Source organism: Leucobacter sp. G161 (assembly GCF_001482305.1).
Taxonomy (GTDB): Bacteria; Actinomycetota; Actinomycetes; order Actinomycetales; family Microbacteriaceae; genus Leucobacter.
This window is the reverse complement of the sequence record NZ_LOHP01000047.1, coordinates 118,788-141,099: the sequence shown is the minus strand read 5'-3', so window position 1 is coordinate 141,099 and position 22,312 is coordinate 118,788. Positions and strand designations below refer to the sequence as shown.

Annotated in this window: 16 protein-coding genes and 1 pseudogene; 13 read left to right on the top strand and 4 right to left on the bottom strand. The window is 64.7% G+C overall.

The features are described from left to right. A pseudogene (locus AUL38_RS05205) lies at positions 1 to 928 on the top strand (IS3 family transposase); the annotation flags it as partial. Positions 929 to 1,180: 252 nt separating this feature from the next. Here the strand turns inward: AUL38_RS05205 and AUL38_RS05200 are convergent. Beyond that, positions 1,181 to 1,585, bottom strand: coding sequence for a hypothetical protein (locus AUL38_RS05200; RefSeq protein ID WP_059059737.1), 405 nt, complete (start codon positions 1,583 to 1,585; stop codon positions 1,181 to 1,183). 543 nt (positions 1,586 to 2,128) lie between these two features. Between AUL38_RS05200 and AUL38_RS16790 the strand changes: the two genes are divergently transcribed. The 6 genes from AUL38_RS16790 (at position 2,129) to AUL38_RS05165 (ending at position 9,179) form a co-directional block, all read left to right on the top strand. Then, positions 2,129 to 2,290 carry a helix-turn-helix transcriptional regulator gene (locus AUL38_RS16790; RefSeq protein ID WP_083506616.1) on the top strand — a complete coding sequence of 54 codons (162 nt, stop codon included), beginning with the start codon at positions 2,129 to 2,131 and terminating at the stop codon, positions 2,288 to 2,290. Positions 2,291 to 2,370: 80 nt separating this feature from the next. Beyond that, on the top strand, positions 2,371 to 2,517 hold the full coding sequence (locus AUL38_RS17355) for a hypothetical protein (RefSeq protein ID WP_161937409.1): 147 nt from the start codon (positions 2,371 to 2,373) through the stop codon (positions 2,515 to 2,517). A 1,194-nt stretch (positions 2,518 to 3,711) separates the two neighbouring features. Then, positions 3,712 to 4,155 carry a DoxX family protein gene (locus AUL38_RS05180; RefSeq protein ID WP_059059728.1) on the top strand — a complete coding sequence of 148 codons (444 nt, stop codon included), beginning with the start codon at positions 3,712 to 3,714 and terminating at the stop codon, positions 4,153 to 4,155. A gap of 795 nt (positions 4,156 to 4,950) precedes the next feature. Beyond that, positions 4,951 to 6,138: a sigma-70 family RNA polymerase sigma factor gene (locus tag AUL38_RS05175; protein ID WP_083506615.1), complete on the top strand. Its 1,188-nt coding sequence runs from the start codon at positions 4,951 to 4,953 to the stop codon at positions 6,136 to 6,138. A gap of 215 nt (positions 6,139 to 6,353) precedes the next feature. Continuing rightward, positions 6,354 to 8,072, top strand: coding sequence for a DUF5979 domain-containing protein (locus AUL38_RS05170; protein WP_059059724.1), 1,719 nt, complete (start codon positions 6,354 to 6,356; stop codon positions 8,070 to 8,072). Between the two features lie 3 nt (positions 8,073 to 8,075). After that, positions 8,076 to 9,179, top strand: a complete 1,104-nt coding sequence (locus AUL38_RS05165) for a DUF5979 domain-containing protein (RefSeq protein WP_059059723.1) — start codon at positions 8,076 to 8,078, stop codon at positions 9,177 to 9,179. A 115-nt stretch (positions 9,180 to 9,294) separates the two neighbouring features. On the opposite strand, the gene AUL38_RS05160 is transcribed toward AUL38_RS05165, so the two are convergent. Continuing rightward, complete coding sequence (locus AUL38_RS05160; protein WP_059059721.1) at positions 9,295 to 10,557, bottom strand: ROK family transcriptional regulator; 1,263 nt, start codon at positions 10,555 to 10,557, stop codon at positions 9,295 to 9,297. Positions 10,558 to 10,794: 237 nt separating this feature from the next. Between AUL38_RS05160 and AUL38_RS05155 the strand changes: the two genes are divergently transcribed. The 6 genes from AUL38_RS05155 to AUL38_RS05130 all read left to right on the top strand — a co-directional run bounded on the left by AUL38_RS05155 (position 10,795) and on the right by AUL38_RS05130 (position 21,121). Further along, positions 10,795 to 12,393, top strand: coding sequence for an ABC transporter substrate-binding protein (locus AUL38_RS05155; protein WP_059059719.1), 1,599 nt, complete (start codon positions 10,795 to 10,797; stop codon positions 12,391 to 12,393). Between the two features lie 36 nt (positions 12,394 to 12,429). Next, the gene (locus AUL38_RS05150; protein ID WP_059059717.1) at positions 12,430 to 13,671 is read left to right on the top strand and encodes a M20 family metallopeptidase; all 1,242 of its coding nucleotides are present in this window, start codon (positions 12,430 to 12,432) and stop codon (positions 13,669 to 13,671) included. A gap of 7 nt (positions 13,672 to 13,678) precedes the next feature. Further along, complete coding sequence (locus AUL38_RS05145) at positions 13,679 to 14,716, top strand: ABC transporter permease (RefSeq protein ID WP_235590614.1); 1,038 nt, start codon at positions 13,679 to 13,681, stop codon at positions 14,714 to 14,716. Beyond that, positions 14,706 to 16,469 (top strand): dipeptide/oligopeptide/nickel ABC transporter permease/ATP-binding protein, encoded by a 1,764-nt coding sequence (locus AUL38_RS05140; RefSeq protein WP_059059715.1) that lies wholly within the window; start codon positions 14,706 to 14,708, stop codon positions 16,467 to 16,469. Before AUL38_RS05145 ends, AUL38_RS05140 begins: the two co-directional genes overlap by 11 nt. 1 nt (position 16,470) lies before the next feature. Further along, positions 16,471 to 17,262, top strand: coding sequence for an ABC transporter ATP-binding protein (locus tag AUL38_RS05135; RefSeq protein WP_059059714.1), 792 nt, complete (start codon positions 16,471 to 16,473; stop codon positions 17,260 to 17,262). A 148-nt stretch (positions 17,263 to 17,410) separates the two neighbouring features. Continuing rightward, positions 17,411 to 21,121, top strand: coding sequence for a phosphodiester glycosidase family protein (locus tag AUL38_RS05130; protein ID WP_153006474.1), 3,711 nt, complete (start codon positions 17,411 to 17,413; stop codon positions 21,119 to 21,121). A 72-nt stretch (positions 21,122 to 21,193) separates the two neighbouring features. On the opposite strand, the gene AUL38_RS05125 is transcribed toward AUL38_RS05130, so the two are convergent. Both AUL38_RS05125 and AUL38_RS05120 read right to left on the bottom strand, forming a co-directional pair. Continuing rightward, positions 21,194 to 21,664, bottom strand: coding sequence for a RidA family protein (locus AUL38_RS05125; protein WP_059059710.1), 471 nt, complete (start codon positions 21,662 to 21,664; stop codon positions 21,194 to 21,196). Beyond that, complete coding sequence (locus AUL38_RS05120; RefSeq protein ID WP_083506612.1) at positions 21,648 to 22,271, bottom strand: helix-turn-helix domain-containing protein; 624 nt, start codon at positions 22,269 to 22,271, stop codon at positions 21,648 to 21,650. The genes AUL38_RS05125 and AUL38_RS05120 overlap by 17 nt, the downstream gene beginning before the upstream one ends. Between the last annotated feature and the right edge of the window lie 41 nt (positions 22,272 to 22,312).

Genomic DNA, 22,312 nt, shown 5'->3' with positions numbered 1-22,312 from the left:
TACTCCGTCGTGCGGCCGCGTATCTTTCCCAGGCGCACCTGCCGGGAAAAGGCTCTACCCGCTCGTGAAAGAGCTCACCAGCGACGGGATCCCCGTCCAGGTGTCGTGCCGGGTACTCAAGCTCGCCCGCCAGCCCTACTATCTATGGATCCGCAGCCCAGTCACTGAACGAGACCTTGCGCAGGCGTATCGAGCGAACGCGCTCCACGACGCCCACCTGGAAGACCCCGAGTCCGGGTATAGGTTCCTCGCAGACGAGGCGAAAGCTCTCGGGGAACCGATGTGCGACCGGTCTGCGTGGCGGCTCTGCCGCGACCAGGGCTGGTGGTCAGCGTTTGGGAAGAAGAAAGCCCGCGGGAAGGGAAGAAAGCCTGGCCCGCCCGTGCATGACGATCTCGTGCAGCGCGAGTTGGTGGCCGCTGCCCCGAACGAATTGTGGCTTTCGGACATCACTGAGCATTGGACGAGTGAAGGCAAGCTCTACCTGTGCGCGGTGAAAGACGTGTGGTCGAACCGGATTGTGGGTTACTCCATCGACTCGCAGATGACTTCCGCGCTTGCGGTGACGGCGTTGAACAACGCAGTGCTTCGCCGCGGTGACGTTGCAGGGTGTGTGCTGCACACGGACCGTGGATCTCAGTTCCGAAGCCGGAAACTACAGCGCGCGCTCACCTGCCATGGGATGACCGGCTCGATGGGTCGCGTGGGCGGTGCGGGCGATAACGCGGCGATGGAGTCGTTCTTCAGCCTGCTCCAGAAGAACGTCCTGAACCGCAAGACCTGGGCCACCCCAGACGAGCTCAGGTTGGCAATTGTGACGTGGATCGAGCGTACTTATCATCGACGTCGCAGACAGGCTCGGCTGGGGCGATTGACGCCGATCGAATACGAGAGCATCATGAACAAACAGGTCGCACTCGCTGCCTAACCAACCTGTCCCCTAAACGTGCATCAGACCCCGATGAGAACGCCGAGCGTTCCGGCAGTGACTCGCACAGGAAGTTTCTTAGCTGCAAGCACTGCCACCAACGCAAGCGTCAGGGCAGCGAGAGAGGACACGATCCTGACAGGCACCAAGAGTTCCACGCACAGCGCAACCACAACGCTGCGAATAGAATCCTGAGTAGTGCTGTCGCCTGGTGGAAAGGCTCTGTCTTTGCCAGCTCTCTGGGCGTTCAGACTAGGAGTGGATTCGCGCCTTCCAATCTGGGAGCCTGCCAGCAGGGATTGAGATGTCGTTCACGGCCCATACCGCACTCCCGGTCTCGGAAAGCGCTGGGGAGAGCAGCCCGAGGTAGTTGCCGATTTCGTCCTGAAGTTCAGGCCAGCCGTGACCTGTTTCGTCGGCGACCCAATCCTGGATCGCGTTCATGATTTCAACACTGGAAGCCGTGCCGTCACCACGCGTCTCGATCGCTTGAAGTCGTCCAGTGAGGCGGAGAATGTATTCGCTGTCAAAGCCCTCGGGGGAGCCTTCTCCGTCTCCCTGCACCCAGCGTCGTGTGGGCTGATGGTAGAGCCCAAGCTGGGCGTCGAGTTGAATGGTTGAGAGGTCGCGTTTCATGAGCTCAATAAGGTTTTCCATGGTTCCAGTCCTTTGTTCAGCTACAGGATCTTGCAGACCATGTTGTTTACCAGCACGTCCTTGTAGCCGTTCTGTGTGACCTTTTGGGCATTGCCGGCAGTCTTCAGGTTCTGGCCAATGTACTTCTTGGCAGTGGCGGCACTGACGCTGCAGTGAGGGGCGTAGCTTTGGTCCTTTGCACCGTATCTTTTGAGGCGGTGTGAACGTTGGCGATGTAACGGGTCCCGCTGTATTTGTTTGCTGGGTATGCGCCCCATTGGATAGCTGCGCCGTGTTTTGCTTGCTGGACAGAGGTGCTCCCAAACGTGGATTCCTGCCGGTAGTTATTACAGTTCGTGATAGGCACCCAGATCTGCACGGCTCAACGCCCCGCGAGGGCAGGTGTCCCAAGCAGCCCTGCGGCCAAGACACTTGCTGCGGTGACGCGACGGGCGCGTGAGGGGCATTGGAACGCCACGGCCTTTCTCCTTCGAAACGTTGGACGTACATCTGTAAAAGTTGGTAGATCTTCCCTATCGCAAATGTTGACGGTGCCATCAAGCCATGAGCGCACGAGCATCGTTGCGAAGCGCAGCTGAGTTTGGGTACCGCGTACGCGAAGCGCGCGAACGGCAGGGGATCACGCAGGCCGCGCTTGCAGAGCGCGTCAATGTCTCCATTCGGTGGCTCTCGAACTTTGAACGTGGCAAATCGCCACGGGCATAGCTCTTTAAGGTCGTGCACGTTGCTCGGGCGCTGGGCTTGCACTTCGTGCACACCGAAGCATCCAGCCCGCCACTCGACGCGTGGCCGAAGCCACGTCTTCCGGTGAGCCGGTCGGCCCGAGCGCGATGCAGGTCATGCAGTCCATGTTGGAGAACACCGGGCGCAGCGCAGCGGAGGCGCACCCCGCCACCGGCCCGGAAGAGGGTGATGGCAATGGCGAAGCGTGAACTCAACGTTTTCCTCTACGAAGCACGCGTCGGAACCCCGACGGGTGCCGGTTCCCTCATGTCTGGGCTCAAGTATCAGAGTGGAACATGGGGGAGAGCTATCGGCGGGCTCCCAACGACCCACATCGTCACGCCCGGGATCACTTTTGCAGGGCGAGACGCCAAACACGATCAAGCCCTCACCGAACACTCACGTTGTCAGCCGCCCGCATGCTTGGCGTCTCCGCTCCCGACACGCAGTTCCATGAGTTCGATGGCGTTCCCGCCGTCGTCGTGAAGCGCTACGACCGGGACTGGGAGACGACAGGGGTGAGCGCGTGCATCAGGCAGACCTCTGTCAGGCTCTTGGCGTTGGGTCCGAGCGGAAGTACGAGGACCAGGGCGGACCCGGAGTCGCATCCGTAGCTTCCTTGCTTGATGAGGCAGCGGATTCCCCAAGCAAATCGATCGCGTTCCGCTTCTCTTTGCCTCGATGGTGATCTTCAACCATCTCTCCGGGAGGCAGTGGTTCGAGAGAAACGCGATGAGGATCGGGCAGTACGAGCATGTTGCTCGTGTCGCCGAGACTCATTGGGCACAGTTCGCTCGAGATGTCGGGCTGCCGGGTGACGTGATCTGCGATCTTCGGGGCAGGAACGCCGAAGCTCTCCCTGACACATTCAGAACGCTTTTCGACGGCGAAGCTCCGGCTCCGGCTCGCGATCGACTCCTGAGCACTCCGCTGCTCAGCCGGATGCAAGCACCCTGCACTGCGGCGCACACCTGACGGATGATGTTTCGGTACGTAGCCACATTCAGCACGCCTGAAAGCGACGTGACATGGGTGATTGTAGAGATGCCTGAGTGAGCTCAAGCCAAGGGATATCCGTGGCGAGCGCGCCACGGATATCCCTGCGGGGAGCGCACGCGCAGATTGTCAGCGACGGTCGCGGTGACTCGGGCAGTGCAAAGCATCGCAGATGAATAGTTCGCTGAAAGACTGCCATGTCCGCTCAATCAGTTGGTGCGCCCCAGGGCATCCGCCACTTCGGTGAGGTCGGTGCCCTTCGGGTGGAGGCCACGTAGCCCTCCGTCCGGCGGGCCCATCTGCGTGCCCCATCCAAGCGGGCTGGGAGTTTGCGGTGCGCCCCAGAATCTCAGGGTGGGAGTGCTTAAGCTAGAAAAGGTTGTCGCATCAACTAATAGGAGGAAAGTATGACGAATGAAGCCGGGTCGCCATCGCGACTGGACTGGGGCCTGCTGGTGCTCAGGGTTGTTATTGGGGGAATATTTGCCGCCCACGGGTTCCAGAAAGTGTTTGAGTTCACTCTCGCGGGGACGATTGACTCATTCGGGGCAATGGGTGTTCCGGGCGCGGGCTTTGTTGCTCCAGCCATCGCTCTGCTTGAGTTGGGTGGAGGAGTGCTGCTCATGCTTGGCGCTCTCACGCGTATCGTTGCGGCGCTGCTTGTGCTCGACATGGTGGGAGCGATTGTGATTGTTCACGCTTCCGCTGGGTTCTGGGTGGACAACGGTGGCGTCGAATTCGTCGCCGCGCTGGGGGCCTCGGCGCTTGCTCTGGCGTTGACAGGGGCCGGGCGCATTGCGGTAGATGCGATGCTGGCGAAACGATCGATTGGGTCCGGTGAACTGAAATAGCGCTTGACCGCTGCCCCGAGAGCTCGAGATGCATGGGGCAGCGGGCATTGAGAGCCGGGCAACTGGAGGCTGAGAATGCCGACGGAGCCAGCGGTCTCAGTCCCCTTTCCCTGGACTAGCCGGCCCGACCTGCTTGGGCGAAATCCATTGGCTGCTTCGGTGCCAGCGGCGTAGGCCTGTCCGGCGCACAAAGCGAAGAGCGTGTGCCAGGCGGTCTCGCGGCTGCAGCCTATCGACCTGAGAAGCCGCAGCCGCGACCACCTCGCAAATCCAGGCACACACCGGTTTGCTCTCGTAGTTGAGCTGGTTGGATGAGGGGCGGGCAGCCCGATCATTGTACTCGTGTGACCGAGTCCGATTGGGTACAGTTCGCTCGAAACGTCGGACTGCCAGTTGAAGTGATTCGCGATCGGCTTCTTGGCACTCCACTGCTCAGCCGGCGCGACCGCACCGCGGCTCCCGCTGTTCTCGTTCGGCCCGTATGCTGCGCCGTCACCTCAATCCAACATTCCATCGACTGCTTCTTGGTTAGTGGGGCCCAGCTTGCGAGCCTATCGATCCGCCTTTCTTACCTTGAACATAGGCTGTTTGGGTGTGAGCCGAGGGCCGAGATACAGGATAGGAAAGCGGTCCAACGGAAGGCCTGAACAGCTGGTCATCTGGGGAGTGCCTCGTGAAGCGGCCCCAAGATTTCCTTGGAGAAACTGTGCAATAATTTTCGGCCCACAGCGTTCATAGAGATAATTGCGCTGACCATACACGCCTGGGGGCTGACAGTCATTAGGGTGGCAAGTTTTGGGGATTCCAGATCCGGGGCAATATGTTCCTTCGACCAACCCGATCCCGGGGTCACAATATCCCGAATTGGAAGGCGCGGATGACGTAGAACTCTGTTCACTCGTCCGCGCGCACGCCGAACGACCCCTCGGTCGAGCTGCATTTGCACTGCTGTATGAAACACACCGTGAAGCGATAACTGCTCAGGCCTACACGATGGTCGGCGACTGGGCGCGAGCGGAAGAGCTTGCCGCGGAGACTTTTACGCGAGTGCTTCGTGCCTTGACCAGTGGAAACGGGCCGCAGGAGTCCGTGCTCGGGTATTTGCTTATTGCCCTGCGGAGCGAAGTGAGCCGAGCTGCACAGATTGACACAAAGTCGGTCTCGGTGGCCCCTGAGACGATCGCTGATTTCTTTGACGCAGTGCCCGACTTTGTGGAAGAGCTTTCGGAACGGGACCAAATCGCGAATGCGTTTTCGTCGCTGACAGAAGACACCCGTCAGGTGCTGTGGCTTGTCGAGGTCGAAGGGTTGGCGACGGAAGAAGCTGCGGTACACCTCAACATGACGCCTGGCGCTCTCCGCGTCGCACTGCATCGGGCTAGGAAACGGCTCGCAACGTCGTATCTGCAGCAATACGTCGAGGTCATCGACCAGGGATGTCTGCCCTTCGCTCGAAAACTAGCAAGTTTCACCAGACACACGCTCGGCAAGCGAGACACCGCGACGGTTGAAATGCACCTCCTGACTTGCGGTGACTGCACAGTACAAGTCGGTCGGTTACGGACGCTGAGTGAGCAGCTACGACTCTGGATTGGCCCACTTGTTATTGGCGCAGCCGCTGGGGGAACAGCGGTGGGTGGTGGTGCGGTCCCCGCTGCGCATGCCGCTTCAGGAACGCCCGGGGCGCACCTCGTCGTTGCCTCCACTCCGAGAAAGCTCATCGCGACTCTGAGCCTGGTCGCCGGAGTTGGACTGCTGATATGGGGCCTCACCTTGGTGCTCCCGCGCGACCCAATCGCGCAACCTGTCGACCCGCTACCAGCGCACACGGACGAGGCGTCGGCCGTGGACAAGGGACAACACGATACGTCGGTTGAAAACGGCACGAACAGCGCGCCTTCCGACGCGTCATCCTTCCCTCCTCCGGTTGACCCGGTCGTGGAGGGCGACGATGAGACACCCCACTGGTATCTCCAGGAGTGAATCGCGACTTGCCGAACACGACTGCGTGATGCGAAGGGTTTCGCAGCGAGTGCGAGCGCAAAGATTTTTCTGAAGTGGTGTAACAAACCAACCTTTTGAGGGTCTTTATTTGTCATGCGGGTACGGCGGTGTCACACCGATTGGCCTGGATCCGCACGAGTCGCGCTGGGCTGCGGCTGCCAACGTTTGATCAAGGGGAAGTGCACACAGTAATTATGGAAAGACAGCGAAAACAGAGCTCAAAGGTCTGGCGTGGCGTTGCAACCGCGCTGGTCGCGCTCCTGACCTTCGGTAGTGCTACCGCGGCCGTCGCCGCGCCACCGTATGAAACCGAAGCGACTCTCACCTCCGTCGAGTTCGTCAACGAGACCGTGACAAGCGGTTGGAACGCTGAGCTCAAGGGGAGCTGGTCACTTCCAGACAATCCGACGTCGCCGGCTGGATTCGTTGTGGATCTTCCCGCTGATCTCCAAGGTCTGACTGACTCGTTCCCGCTGCTCGATCCCAGCGGGGTTGCGATGGGGCAGTGCGAGGTCACAACGACACAAATCATCTGTGATTTTGATGCCGCCTATCTCGAGGCGCACCCCTACAACCTGTCCGGTGACTTCAATTTCTGGGCACAGGTTCGCACTACTGTGACGGAAGGCACCAAAACCACGTATGTGGTCGATGGCAAGGAAGTCACGGTCATTGTCACGCCGCCCGGCGGGCCGTGCACGGAAGGCTGTGACTTCCAAGGACGTGAGAGTAACAAGACCGGCAGCTACGACCGGGCCACAAACACCATCATGTGGGTCGTCCGAATTGGCAGCGGGGCGAACGGTGCTCTCGGTGGCGAAACAATGAAGGTTGAGGACAACCTCGGTCCGAACCAGGAGATGCTGACTGAGTTCCAGGGAAACACGTACCCTGTGCTCCGGCACACCAATGAGCTCGTGACCGTCGGCTCTGGCCACCAGCAGCCGGGCAATTGGCAGTCGGTTCCTCTTGACCAGTACACGGTGAACGGCAGCACGGTTGAATGGACCGCTGAAGCAGGCTACTACTACAGCATCCGCTACGTAGCGAAGGTAACCGACGCTGGAGCTGCGGGAACATACACGAACTCTGCAACCGTGACGATAGCTGGAGAAGATCAGGTTGTCGGTAGTGAGGTTGTCCGACAGGGCGGTGGAGGCACCGGTAGCGGCGACCAGAAGGGGCGCTTCTCGATCACCAAAGCCGTGAACTGGGAAGGCCCGGCAATCGAAGGAATCGACTTCGGCGGTACTTTCACGATCACCACTCCCGCAGGGAAAGAAAGCGTTGGCGAGTTTGCCGTCACAGAGGGGAACACCTGGACGAGTGAGGAATACCCGACCGGCTCAACGGTGCACATCGATGAGGTGCTGCCGGAGAATCCGGCCAACATCGACTGGGCAACGCCGATCCTGTCACAGAACGACTTCGACGTTGTCGGCGCGACTACGACTGAGGTGACCCTCACCAACGAAGCAACTGTTGCGCAGGGCGAATTCTCTGCCTCGAAGGTTCTTGACGGTGACGGAGCTTCGGCTGTTGATCCTGACGCAGAGTTCCTCCTCGACTACGAGTACCCCGCGGGGCCGGGCTTCGCCGCCGGCTCAGGCACGCTGGTGTTGCCAGCATCGGGAGAATCTGTACAGTCGCCCAAGCTGCCAGTTGAGGCAGTGCTGACATTGAGTGAGCGCACACCAGAGCCTGTGAACGGGGCTACCTGGACCGGCGCGACGCTGTCTGCCGACACCATCACGATCGGGCGGGATGAAGCGGTCCAAGTGACTGTCACCAACACCCTAACGCCGGTTACGGGCGGCCTCATCATCAACAAACAGCTGACCGGCGCGGGGGCGGGCGAGTTCGCTGCGCAGGACGAGCTCACCTTTGCAGTGGTGTGTTCGGTGGACAAGTAGACGGTGTTCGAGCAGAATGTCACCCTGCAGGTGAACGGACAGTCTGCCGTGACCTCTGACGTGTTGACTCCCATCCCCGCTGGCGCTGAGTGCACCGTCACCGAGACTGGTGCGGGCAGCTCGGATGAGGATCAGCGCCCTGAGCCCGTGACCGTAACGATTCCCTGGAACTCAGAGACCCAGGAAAGCGGAGTTGTGACGGCCTCGCTCACGAATTTCTATAGCGCAGGATCGGTTGAGGTATCGAAGTCCCTCGCGGGTGACGACATCGCGGTTGAAGCCGCGAAGGGTCGCGTATTCGAGCTTCTCGTTACATGCCAGGTCGAGGAAACGAGCAGCACTGGCGAAAGCATACGTTCTGACGTGTACTCCGGCACAGTGCGCATCAAGGGCGGACAAACGAAGTACCTCGGTGACGAAGGAAAGCCCCGGCTGCTGCCGCTCGGGAGCAAGTGTTTCGCCGCTGAGACGGACACCGGTGGGGCAGCCAAGGTGACGATCGATCATGACTCGTTCGAGAACGGCGCGGAGGTTGCGAAGGGAACGCCAGAAAACCTTCAGCGGTTGACCATCAGCGCGGTGAACACGTTCGACAACGCTGCTCTGACGGTCTCGAAGAAGGTTGTGGGGCTCGAGACGGATGCGAAGTACACGTTCGCCCTCTCCTGCACGACTCCAGACGCTGGCGTGGACGGTGTCGTGGGCGATGCGGCGTACGCGCTATCTCCGGCCGACACCAACTTCACCCTCGGGCACGGCGAGAAGCGAACCATTAACCTTCCGGCCGGTGTGACCTGCCAGGTTGTGGAAACGGATGTCCCGGAGGGGGCAGCTGTGTCGATGGTCGATACTGACGCGACGACTCCCGGCGGAGGCCGGGACGGGGTTGTGGCTGCGATCTCAGGAGCCGATAACGCTGTGGCAATCACCAATACCTTCCCGGGTGGAACCCCTGGGAAGCAGTCGCCACTTGCTGCGACGGGTGGACAGGCTCTGGGCGCTATCGGCGTCCTGGGAGCCGGCCTTCTCCTAATTGGGGGTGCGCTGTTCCTTCTGCGACAGCGACGCTCATCGGAGACGGTTCACCTGTCGGTGAACGGGGAGTAATCTCCGACTCGAGCCGTCGGCCCCTGAGTTCTCTTGACGCATCCCCCAGTGCGTCAACAGAGCTCGGGGGCCGACTTGTGCCCCTAAGCCCGCTGAGCAGCTGTCGATTGCAGCCTTACCCTCGAACGGCAAGCCCCGGCGTCTCCACCACGGTGAGCAGAGCCGAGAGCAGCGCCCCGCGCAGCGGCACCTCGGGGTCGCCGTCGGTCGCCACGACCTCGATGCGCTGGAACGGCGGGAGTGAGCGGGTGGCTTCGAGCTGCGTCACGATGGTGGGCACGAGTGGGGCGCCGAGCTGTGCGAGGTAGCCGTCGATGACGATGCGCGCGGGGTTGGCGATGGCTGCGATGGTGTCGATACTGTTCGCGATCCAGCGGCCGGCGTCGGCGAGCACGGCGAGTGTGGCGGAGTCGCCTTCGTCTCTGGACGCCTGCAATTCGGCCAGCAGGCGTGGGCCTTCGGCTGAGAGGTCGTGGATCGGGGTGCTGCGCCCGAAGCGGGCCCGGTGGAGGGCAGCGAGCCCGGCTTTCGTTTCGAGGCAGCCCGTGCGGTCGCACCAGCAGACCTCGCCGTGTGGGTCGACGGCGAGGTGGCCGAAGTCACCCGCCAGGCCGGTCGCGCCGCGCACGACGCCGCCGTCGAAGATGCCGCCGCTCAGCGCGTAGCGGCCGCCGAAGTAGGCGCTCGGGCCGCTCAGTTCAGCCGCAGCGCCGCCGTCGGGTGCGGCGTCGAGGTCGCGGAGCCTGGCCTGCATCGCAGCGTTCGTGTCGCGGTCGATGCGGATCGCCACAGGCCGCGCATCCGCGCCTCCCTGATGGGTGAGTGCGGATTGCAGGGTGTCGGCGAGGTTGAACGTGCCCCAGCCGTTGAGCAGGGACCGGTAGACGTCGCCCGTCTCGCGGTTGAGCGCGCCCGGTGCGTCGATCTCGGCGGCAAGGAGTGTGAGCCCGTGCTGCTCGGCGATGCCGGTCGCCCACGCTGCGACGGCGGCAAGCGCGGTGGAATGACCGGAGACGCGGGTGCTGTCGGGCACCGGGAAGCGCCGGGTGGTGATGACGGTGAGGTCGAGATAGCTGACGGCGGCGTGGATCTCGTGGCGATCGACGATGAGCCCGAGCAGCGCCCAGCGATCTCGCGCGAACACGATCGGTTGCGTTGGCCGGCCAATCGGCACGAGGTGGATCGACTCACTCTCGGCGAGGAGGCCGCGGGCGCGTAGTTCGTCGACGTAGCGGCTCAGGCTTGACGCCTGCACGCCGAGACTGCGGCGGATCTCCTCCCTGGTGATGGTTCCTGCCTGCGCGACGCTGGAGAGGATTCGGCTGAGGTTTTGTTCCTTCAGATCAGCGAGCGAGCCGCCCTGCTTCGGTACGGGCATTCCTGTCCTCTCGGTCGGAGCGGCGAGCGTTTGACGATGAATGTAGTTCAACATTCTAGGCAAATTTTCACCCAAGATGCAGCGCTACCGAGCAAAAACCAGGCGTTACAGAAACGTGACACCTAAATTCCACGATGGAATTAACGTGGTAACTGGTCGCTGCGATGCACGCACTTCGGAGTCCAGAAGTGCCGACACGCGGTGATCCAGCCCATCAACGACGATGAAGGAGCACGCATGACACGCAACGCAGTCACGCCGAGAGGCCCGCGCATCACGACCCGCGGCCTGGTCGCCCTCTCCGCGGTCACCGCTCTCGCATTCACGGGGTGCACGACCGCCTCGAATTCGAACACCGGTGCGGGCGGGGCCGGCAGCACGGACACGATCCGGTCCATCCTCACGACTGATCCCCTGGGCTTCTCGCCGTGGGAGGCGTCAGGCTTTGATGACTATTTGGTCAATGGACTCATGTTCGCCCCGCTCGTGTATAAGGACGACGGCAACAGCTTCATTCCGGGGCTTGCGAGCGAATGGGAGACAAGCTCCGAGCGGGTTGAGTTCACGATTCGTGATGACGCCACCTGTGGGGACGGCAGCCCCGTTACGCCTTCGATCGTGGCGGCGTCGCTGACAGAATTCCAGAAGACCTCTAACGTGTTCGGAGGCCCGACGTTCGGTCCAGCAGCGCCCACGATCAGCGGCGACGATGCCGCGGGCGTCGTGACAGTCGAACTCGCGCAACCTTGGAGCGACGTGCTCAGCGGGGTATCACTTCCGTCTGCCGGTATCGTGTGCTCGGCCGGTTTCGACGACCCCGACGCGCTCGTGGCCGGGACGCTCGACGCCGCTGTCACTGGTCCGTACACCCTCACCGAGAAGCAGCCAGGAGTGAAGTACGAGTTCACGCTGCGAGAAGGGTACAACCTCTGGCCCGAGTATGCGGAGCCGCTTACCGGGACTCCCGCGCAGACCATGGTGTACACAATCGCCACCAGCTCGAGTGCGGTCGCCAACGAACTTATTACGGGCACGCTCGACGCATCGCTCATCAGTGGGAAAGATATTGAGCGACTTGAAGCAGATGCAAGCCTTACGACGGAACGCCTGCCCAGTGCCAATATGTTCGTCATTTTCAACGAGCGTGAAGGCTCACTGTTTGCGGACATCGACAAGCGTCGGGCAGTCGCGCAAGCGCTCGACCGCGAGGCCTTCAACCAGGCGACGAATGGCGGCTTGGGCGATCTTGCAGCCTCCTACGCCCTCCCGGCAGTTCCCTGCTTCAACACCGACGAAGCACTTCTCGTTGAAACTGATCCAACGGCTGCGGCCGCGCAGCTCGCGGGCCTCAAAATTCGCCTACTCGGATCGCAGAACTTTGGCCCGAACGGTGCGGGGAACACCTACATTGCCGATGCGCTGCGCGAGACCGGCGCCGAGGTGGAGCTCCTGAACCTCGACAACGCGTCTTGGGCCGAAACTGGCCAGCTCAAGCCGGAAGCTTGGGACGTGGCCGTCTTCGGCAACATCAATGCTTCCGCGACCATGTCTGGCGTGATGGGCCTCTTCTCTGGCGCCCCCACTGAGGACGGCGGGGCGAACTGGACCGGCAATCCGGACGAGCGGGCCCAACAGTACCTCCGCGATGCGATGGCTGAACCGGATGAGACTAAGCGTTGCGATATCTACCAGGAAGCCCAACGCTATGCCATGACTGAGCAGGTGCGGGCCGTGCCGCTGAGCACACTCGCGTCTCTCGTCGCCGCCCGCGATGGCTTTTCCTTCCGAGCACCGAACAAATCCAACATGAACTACGCAATGCGGATCGAAGACTAAACACGGCACGTGGTACGACTCGAAAGGACTCTAGCAATGACCGAACTCTCACTCATCGACCGTGTGGCTACGGCCTGCTCAGGGCAGGGGTTCAAGCTGCGCGAGCTGCGGCGCGAACTCCATCAGCGCCCCGAGATCGGGCTGTCGCTGCCCACCACACAGCAGACGATCCTCGATTTCCTTGCGCCCCTCGACGGGCTCGAGATCACCACTGGCCGGGGCCTGAGCTCGGTGACCGCTGTGCTGCGCGGTGGGCGCGAGCCAGCCAGCGGTGAGAAGCCGACGATCCTGCTCCGCGGAGACATGGACGGGCTCCCGGTACAGGAGGCCACCGATCTGCCGTACGCGTCGCGCAACACCGGGGCGATGCACGCCTGCGGGCACGACCTCCACATCTCCGCGGTGTGCGGCGCCGCGGCGGCGCTGTGTGCGCTGCGAGACGAACTCGCGATCGACGTGGTGTTCATGTTCCAGCCCGGGGAGGAAGGCTACGGGGGAGCGAAGCTCATGATCGACGAGGGCGTGCTCACCGCAGCCGACCGCCCGGTCGACGCCGCCTACGGCCTGCACGTCTTCGCCACGGAGCTCCAGGCCGGCGAGTTCGCGCTGAAACCGGGCGTGCTCATGGCCGCCTCAGACCTTGTTTCGATCACGGTGCACGGCCGCGGCGGGCACGGGTCGACGCCGCACGCGGCGCAGGATCCAATCCCTGCCGCGAGTGAGATCGTGCTCGCCCTGCAGACACTCGTGACTCGCGGGTTCAGCGTGTTCGATCCGGTGGTCATCACTGTCGGCGCGATCCACGGCGGCACCGCCAGCAACGTGATCCCCGACGAAGTCGAGCTCGCACTCTCGGTGCGCAGCTTCTCGGAGAGCGCGCGCTCGACAGTGCTGCGGCGCATCCACGAGGTCACCTCGGGCGTGACCGCCGCGCACGGACTCACCGCCACGGTCGTGGTCTCCGAACACTCGTACCCCGTGACGGTGAACGATCCAGCCGCGATCGACCGCGCCTACGAGGTGCTCACCCCGCTGTTCGGAGCGGACCGGCTGCGAGCGATGCCCGACCCGCTGCCGGGGTCTGAGGACTTCTCCTACGTCCTCAACGAGGTGCCGGGAGCGTTCCTCTTCCTCGGGGCTGCTCCCGTCGGGACTGACCCGACAACCGCGCCGAGCAACCACTCATCGCTCGCGCAGTTCGACGACTCCGTGCTCGCGGATGCGGCGACAGCGCTGGCGGGGCTCGCCGTGTCTCACCATGCGCCAGCAGCGAAGTAGCAGCGCGGTGACCCAGCCAACGCAGGGAGGGCCGAAGGCGGCTTCGACCGCGGTCGTGCGAACACAGGAAGCGCGGGCGCGTCGGCGGCGAGGAGGCCCCTGGGGGGCCTTCGCCCTCCGCCGCCTCGGCGGGATCCTCCTCTCCTTCGTGGTGCTCGTGCTCGTCACGTTCCTCATCGTGCCGCTCATCCCGGGGGACCCCGCGCTCGTTATCGCGGGCGAGGGCGCCACCGAGGCCGACATTGAGCGGATCCGCGAACGGCTCGGACTCAATGAGTCCCTCATCGTGCAGTTTTTCTCGTACGCCGCCGACCTGCTGCGGTTCGACCTCGGCAGCTCGTTCAGCACCGGTGGGCCGGTGACGGCGATCATCGCCGCACGGTTCCCGTTCACCGCGCAGCTCGCCCTCATCGCGATCGTTGGCATTCTTGCGATCGCGGTGCCCGCAGGCCTCGCCGTTGCGGTGGCCACCCGCGGCGGCCGCAACCGCTGGCTCGACGTCGGCTTCAACGCCGTCACGGGGTTCTTCTACTCGGTGCCGCAGTACGTCATGGGCACGCTGCTCGTCGCGGCGTTCGCGATCGGCCTCGGCTGGCTCCCTTCTGGCGGGGCCGCCTCGCGCAGCGCGATCATGCTCCCGCTCGCCGCCCTCATGATCCAACCCATCTGCAGCGTCGGCCGCGTGGTGCGCCGGGAGGCCTCGGTCGTACTCGAACAGGACTTCATTCGCACCGCCCGCGGCTGGCGTCTCCCGCAGCGACGCACCAACCTCCGCTATGTCCTGCCCAACGTCATCACGACCACCCTCACCCTGTCGGGCCTCATCCTCGCGGCCCAGCTCGGCGGGGCGATCGTCATCGAAAACGTCTTCAACTGGCCGGGACTCGGTCAGGGCATCGTCGCCGCGATCCTCACGCGCGACTATCCAACGATCCGCGGCATCATCCTCGTGCTCGGGCTGCTCGCCACGCTCATCATCGTGGTGGTCGACCTCGTGCTGGCAGTGATCGATCCGCGCAACCTGGGAGCAGACCATGACTCGTAGCGACGACTCGCGGCCACGCATCGGGGCCGCGATGGCCGCCGGCCTCACGATCCTCGGGGTACTCATCCTCATCGCGATCATCGTCCCGATGACCCCGCTCTGGGACGCGGCGACGAAACTCACCCCGGATGCGAGCCTGCCGCCGTCGGCGGCCCACCCGCTCGGCACCGACGACTTCGGGCGCGACAACGTGGCCCGCGCGCTCGCCGCCACCCGACTCACCCTGCTCATGACGCTCTCCGCGACCGCGGTGAGCATCGTCGGCGGGGTGATCGCGGGCGTCGGCGTGTGGCTGCTGCCCGCCAGGCCGCGGCAGGCCGTGCTCCGCCTCATCGATACCGGGGCCGCCTACCCGGCCCTCATCTTCGCCCTGGTGATCGCCTCGATCCTCGGCTCGAGCGCCCAGTCCGCGGTGATCGCGATCGGCCTAGCCGGCATCCCCTCATTCGCGCGGCTCATGTCGAACCTCACGGCTGGCATCTCCACCCGCGAATACGTGGCGACAGCCCGGTTCCTCGGCGTCGGCCCGCTGCGCATCGCGCTGCGACACGTGCTCCCGAACATGGCCGAGCCGCTGCTCGTGCTCAGCGCGACGGTGTTTGCGCTGTCGCTCGTTGAACTCTCAGCGCTGTCCTTCATCGGGCTCGGCGTGCAGTCGCCCGAGTTCGACTTCGGGCGGATCCTCAACGACTCGCTCACCGCGATGTACGTGCAGCCCTATCAGGCGGTCGCGGCCTCCGTGCTCATCGTGCTCACTGGGCTGTCGGCGATGCTCATCGGCGACGCGCTCGCGGCGCGCGCGAACCCGCGCAGCCTGATGAAGTTCCGCCGCATCCCGCAGCCACCGAGCGCGCGGGTCACGAGCGTCGTGTCGCCGGACGCGGAGCTGTCGGGTGCTGAGCCTGCGGGTGCGGTGCCGCCGAGCGCGGCGGCTGCCGCGGCAGGCCCGCTCGTGCGGGTGAGCGGCCTGAGCATTCGCGTGCCGCAGGGCGCAGAGCTCGTGCGTGACGTGTCGTTCGAAATCGAGCACGGCCAGGTCGTCGCGCTCGTCGGCGAATCGGGGTCGGGGAAATCCCTCACGGCGATGGCGATCGCCGGCCTCCAAACCGAGGGCCTCGAAACCGTTGCCGAAGAGCTGTCGTTCGCCGGCATGGACATGCTGCGCAAACCGCGACGGCAACGCCTGGCGCGCGAGATGGCGATCGTCTACCAAGACCCGGGCACCACCTTCAACCCGGCAATGCGCATGGGGCCGCAACTCACCGAGGTGCTGCGCGTCTACCACGGCATGCGTGGGCCCGAGTACCGCAGCACCATGACCCGCGCCCTCGAAACGGTCGGGATAGACGATGCGCCGCGGCGCATGAAGCAGCGCCCGCACGAATTCTCGGGCGGCATGCGTCAGCGCGCAATGATCGCGGCCGCGATGAGCACGCACGCGAGACTGCTCATCGCGGACGAACCGACGACCGCCCTCGACGTGACCGTGCAACTCCAGGTGTTGCGTCAGCTTCGCCGCGCGCACCAGCGCGAACACATGTCGATGCTGTTCATCAGCCACGACCTCAGCGTCGTCCAAGAGATCAGTGACCTCGTGCTCGTGATGAAAGACGGCGAGATCGTCGAACGGCTCACCGCGGGCGAGCTGCGACGCCGTGAGGTCACGCACCCGTACACGAAACGACTGCTCGCGGCAGTGCCCGCGCTCAGCGCGGCGACGCGAGACGCGATGGCGGATCGAGAGGAGACCTGACATGCATGACAGCGCAGCGGTCATCGCGGATCGTATCGACGTGAGCTTCGGGCACGTGAACGTGATCTCGCAGCTCAGCATACGAGTCGCTCGCGGGAGCACCGTCGGGCTGGTCGGGGAATCAGGATCGGGCAAGTCCACGCTCGGCAAAGCCATCGTCGGCATGAACCGCGTCTCGGCCGGCACCCTCGACGTGGTCGGTCACGACATGCGGCGCCTGTCCCGGCGCGAGCGGCACACGCTGTCGCGAACGGTGCAGTACATTCCGCAGGATCCGTACTCCTCGCTGAGCCCGCGCCGCACGATCCGCCAGACGCTTGCCGAAGCGATCGATCCGCGCGCTGGCCGGCTGAGCGCCGACGCCGAGGCGCTCGCGGTCGCCACCCTCACATCGGTGGGGCTTGGCGGCGACGTGCTCGCGAAGTATCCGCACGAGTTCTCGGGCGGGCAACGGCAGCGCATCGCAATCGCGCGGGCGCTGCTCCCCGGCCCCGAACTCATCATCGCCGACGAGATCACGAGCGCGCTCGACGTGTCCGTGCAGGCCGAAATCATTGAGCTCCTCAAGCGGCTGCGCGGTGAGCGGCCGCTCACGATGGTGTTCATCAGCCACAGCCTCGCCGTCGTCGAACAGCTCTGCGAGGAGATCATCGTGATGCAGCGCGGCGCGATCGTCGAACACGGGCCGATCACCGAGGTGTTCCACGCGCCCAGCTCGCTGTACACGCGGCAGCTGCTCGCGTCGGTGCCCGGCTCGCCGGGGTTCGACCTCGACGGTGGTGCGCAGCAGTAGCGGTGACCCCGCAACCCGCGCGGTCACGTGCCGGTAACTCTCGGGCTACCTTGCCTCCCTACGCTGACCTGAGCGTCCGGCGGCCATTCAATTATCTCTGAGCTGCCGCACGCGCATTCCAACACTGACGAAAGGTCTGCGGCAACTCGTGGCTTGGTTTAGACGAACTCCCCTGAAAACAACGCTGGCAGCCGGGCTCTGCCTCGGCATTGCCGTGAGCGGCATCGCCCTCGCACCCCAGTCCACCCTGACCGCAAGCTACGCGGTCCCCGACACGGGCGGCCTCGACCTCAACGGCCGCGATTCGAGCCTGCTCCGCTCTGAGACCCGGCAGCTCGCCCCGGGCCTCAAGGCCACAAGCTTCGACCGGCTACAGGGCGAGGGATGGGTGACGGGCGACGTGCTCGTCGCAGACCTCGCGACACCCACGCTGTCGATGGACGTGCGCGATTCGGGCAGCCTCACGAAGCCCGCCCCCGTCACCGAGCACACCCTCGGCGATCACGCCGTGGCCGCGGTCAACGGCTCGTTCTTCGACATCAATAACTCCGGTGTCGCCCAAGGCACGAACGTCTCGTCGAGTGAGGGCGTGAAGACCACGAGCGGATCTCCCGTCGAAAGCTTCACCGTGAGCGAGGGCATCGCAGCGATCCAGGCGCTGGCCTCGGCCGCAACCCTCGACATCGCGGGCGCCACCCACCAGGTGAGCACCGTGAACAACATCGGTATTCCCGCCGACGGCATCGGCTACTTCACGCCGATGTGGGGCGAGTACCCCATCTCGCGCGCCATCGGCGGGCCGGCAAACATCGACCCGAAGTTTCTCCGCGTGGAGGTCGCCGACGGGGTCGTGACGCGCACGTCTGCCGACCTCGCTGAGATCACGGGGCCCACGGCCATCGCCGCGGGAGCGGGTGTCGTGCTCGCGCGCGGATCGGCCGTCGACCTGTTCGAGGGTGTGCAGCCCGGCGACGCGCTCCCGGTCACGGTCGCCGCCAGCTCTGACGTCGACCTCGCGATCGCCGGCAACCAGCGCCTCGTCGCCGACGGCGTAGCTGTCGGCGCCCCGGACAAGGGCGAGCCGCGCACCGCGGTCGGCGTGAGCGAGGACGGCAGCGAGGTCTACGTCGTCTCTCTCGACGGCCGCCAGAGCCACTCCCGCGGCATGGCACTCGACGAGCTCGGCGAGTTCATGGTCGAGCTCGGCGCGCACAACGCGGTGAACCTCGACGGTGGCGGATCCAGCACCCTCCTCGTGCGCGAACCGGGCACAAGCGAGCTGAGCGTCGGCAACGCCCCGTCAGACGGGCACCTGCGCAGCGTGCCCAACAGCCTCGTGTTCTCGTCGACCGCACCTGACACCGGGCTCGCTGACGTCATGGTGGCTCCCGAGTCGAAACTCGACGACGCGGACGCAGTGTTCCCCGGCTTCTCGCGCACCGTCTCGGGTATCGGCCTCGACGCAAACCGCGGCGCACTCTCGACCGCGGGCGAGTTCTCGGTGGCGGGCAAGAACGCGACGCTCACGCCGGTTGACGCAGACACGGCCAAGGTCACCGGAACTACCCCGGGCACCGCGCCCGTCACGTTCACGGCGGAGGGAAAGTCCGCGACGAGCGAGCTGCGCGTGCTGGGCGAGCTTGACCGGCTTCGCGCGAGCCAGAGCGTCATCGCTTTGGTCGACGAGAACGGCAGCGAGACGGTGACGATCACCGGCCTCGATAAGGATGGCTTCGGCGCGCCCATCGAGGCCGCAGATCTCACGGTCTCCGCCGGCGCAGATGTCGCTGTCGAATCGCTTGATGGCACCACGTTCACCATCTCCCCGCGCGCGGCGTCGGGGGCAGCAACGGTGTCGTTCTCGGCGGGCGACCGCCGCGTCGACGTCGCGGTGACGATTGGCCTGGAGGAGGAGCCGGTCTCGGATCTCGCGAACGCGAAGGACTGGACGTTCCGCTCGGATCGCGCAACCGGTGCGCTCGAAGAGGCGACCGGGCCCAACGGCGAGGCCGGGCTGAAGCTCAGCTACGACTTCGCCTCATCCACCGGCACACGCGGTGCGTACGCCGTCGCCCCTGAGCCCATCGAGATTGCGGGGCAGCCGAAGGCGATCAAGATGTGGGTGCACGGTGACGGCAACAGCACCTGGCCGCGTCTGCAGATGAAGACCGGTGCGGGCACGACCATGAACATCGACGGCCCGCACACGAGCTGGACCGGCTGGCAGGAGCTCACGTTCAACGTGCCCGTCGGAACCGCCTACCCGCTGAAGCTCGAGCGGGTGCGCATGATGGAAACCTCGGCCGCGAAGCAGTACCAGGGTGAAACCATGTTCGCCGGCATTCGCGCCGTCGTGGCCCCCGAGGTCGCGCAGCCGCAGGCGCCGGTCGTGCACGATCCGCTTGTCGTCACGAACGGAACGGTGGATCAGCGCGCGCAGCGCATCGCGGTGATGAGCGACGCACAGTTCGTCGCCCGCAACCCCGAGGGGCCGAACGTGCAGGGTGCACGCCAGACGCTGCGAGAGATCCTCGCCGCGAAGCCCGAGATGTTCGTCATCACCGGCGACTTCGTCGACGAGGCGGCGCCCGAGGACTTCGCGCTCGCGCGTAAGATCCTCGACGAGGAAATCGGCGACAAGCTGCCCTGGATCTACGTGCCGGGCAACCACGAGGTGATGGGCGGCCCGATCGAGAACTTCATCGCCGAGTTTGGGCCGACGAAGACGAAGCAGCAGGTCGGCAGCACGCTGGTCATCACCCTGAACACCGCGAACGGTTCGTTCAACGGCTCGGACAAGCAGCAGATGCGCTTCCTCGAAGACGCGCTCGCCGAGGCGGAGCAGGACTCGACGATCACGGGCGTGCTCGTGTTCGCGCACCACCCGGTCGACGACCCGAAGAGCAGCAAGGACAGCCAGATCTCGGACCGCATCGAGGCGAAGCGGTACCAGGATCGGCTCGCGGAGTTCCGCGCCGACACGGGCAAGTCGATCGCCTCGATCAACGGCCACGCCGGTGTCTTCCACGCGACAAGCCACGAGGGCGTCTCGACGTTCCTCAGCGGCAACAGCGGCAAGGGGCCGTCGAGCTCGCCCGACAAGGGCGGCTTCACCGGCTGGGCCATGCTCGGGATCAACCCGAACTCGGGTGTTGTCGGGAACGATCCGGCACCCGTGACGAGTCGCACGAACTGGCTCCAGGCCGAGGTGAAGCCCCGGGTCGACGAGCTCACGCTCGGCGCGACTGCTGCGGTTCCTGCAGCGATGACCGTTGGCGAGTCGGTAACCGTTGACGCCACGATCTCGCAGGATGGTGGGCGCATCGTGCCCGTGCACTGGCCGATGAGTGCGGTCTGGGGCGGCGACGCCGTCGTCATCGACGATGGATCGGTGGAGACCGACAAGCGCGGCCGCGCAGTGAGCGCGAGCGCGAGCGAGTCGGCCGGCGAAAGCGTCGTCCGCTTCAACCCCGCGACCGGGGCGCTCACCGCGACCGCAGCGGGTGAGGCCACCCTCGAGGTGACGGTGAACGGCGTGACGACCGCGCACACGGTCACGGTCGCCGATGATGCGACTGGGCCAGTGGATCCGGGCGACGGCGGAGACGGAGAGGGATCCGGCACCGGTGGCGACGGCGGCCCCAACGGCGGTACCGGCGACACCGATGGCACTGGCACTGGCACTGGCACCGGCTCCGACAGCGATGCAGCGAATGCACCCGACGCAGCGAATGATCCACAGCTCGCCAGCACGGGCGGCCCCGCACTGCAGTGGCCTCTCGCGCTCGGCATCATGAGCGCTCTGGTTGCCGGTGGCGGACTGCTGCTGTTCTGGCGCCGGTCGTCGCTCCGCCGCTAAACCGCAGTATCCGCGCCAGGGCGCGGTGACTATCGCCGTGGGCATCAGCATGTCGCTGATGCCCACGGCGCGTTACACGGCAGCGGGCGCGGTAGCGGCAGCGGGCGCGGCGGCGGCAGCGAACACCGCGTCGATTTCGACGGCCACCCCGCGGGGGAGCGAGGCCATACCGAGCGCCTTCCGCGTCGGGAGATCCTGATCTCCGAAGATCTCGCGCAGCAGACCGCTCGCGCCCTCGGCAACCTCGCCGTGCTGCGTGAAGTCTGCGGTCGTGTGTACGCAGACGTTCAGCTGCACAAGCTGCAGCCCATCGAGCGTTCCGTTGTGCTCCCGCACCGAGTACAGCAGTCGCAGTGCTGCCTCCCGTGCGGCCTGAGCCCCCTGCTCGACGGAGAGCTCCGCTCCGACCTTGCCGAGCGTCAAGCTGGTGTGCCCGGAGGTGAAGATCAGGCCGTTGGCGTTCACGCACTGGGACATGGTGGGGGAGCTCGGGCCGTCGGTCGCTCCGAGCGTCAGAGCGAGGGTGTCACGCGTGCTCGTCATCAGTGGTTCCTTCGCTTGCTCCGGTGGTGCTCGGCACGGTGACCGGGCTGACAATCCAGTGCACCTCGGCCACGCCGTCGCCGACGTTGACGGTGCGGTGCATCTGGGAGCTCCGGTACTCAATGGTGTCGCCAGCGTCGAGCAGGTGGGACCTGCCGTCGATCTGCACGTCAACCGAGCCGCGGATCACTGTTAGAAACTCTTGGGAGTCACCGTGGTTGTACGGCTCGTCGCCGGTAGATTCGCCCGGATCGAATTCGCCGGCGAACATCTCGATGTGGGAGAGCGGGCGCGGGCTGAGCATGTATTTGCGTGCCCCGCCGTGGATCAGCTGGGGCCGGTCCGCGTGGCGGACAATGCGGGGGCCGGGCGGCTGGTCGGAATTGAAGAGCTCCGCGAGCGTCGTTCCGAGGGCCTCGGTGATGTCACGCAGCGTGCCGAAGCTCGCGCCGCAGGCTCCCCGCTCGAGCTGGCTGAGGAAGCTCGCGCTCACGCCGGACATATCTCCGAGCTGTGTCAGCGACAGCCGCCTAAGTTTCCGTATCTCACGGATGCGTGCGCCCAGCTGGGCATCCTCGTCCCCGGATTTGCGTTTTTGAGTACTCATCCCTTCGCATGTTACAGGTTTTGGAGAGCCATGTCTGTACC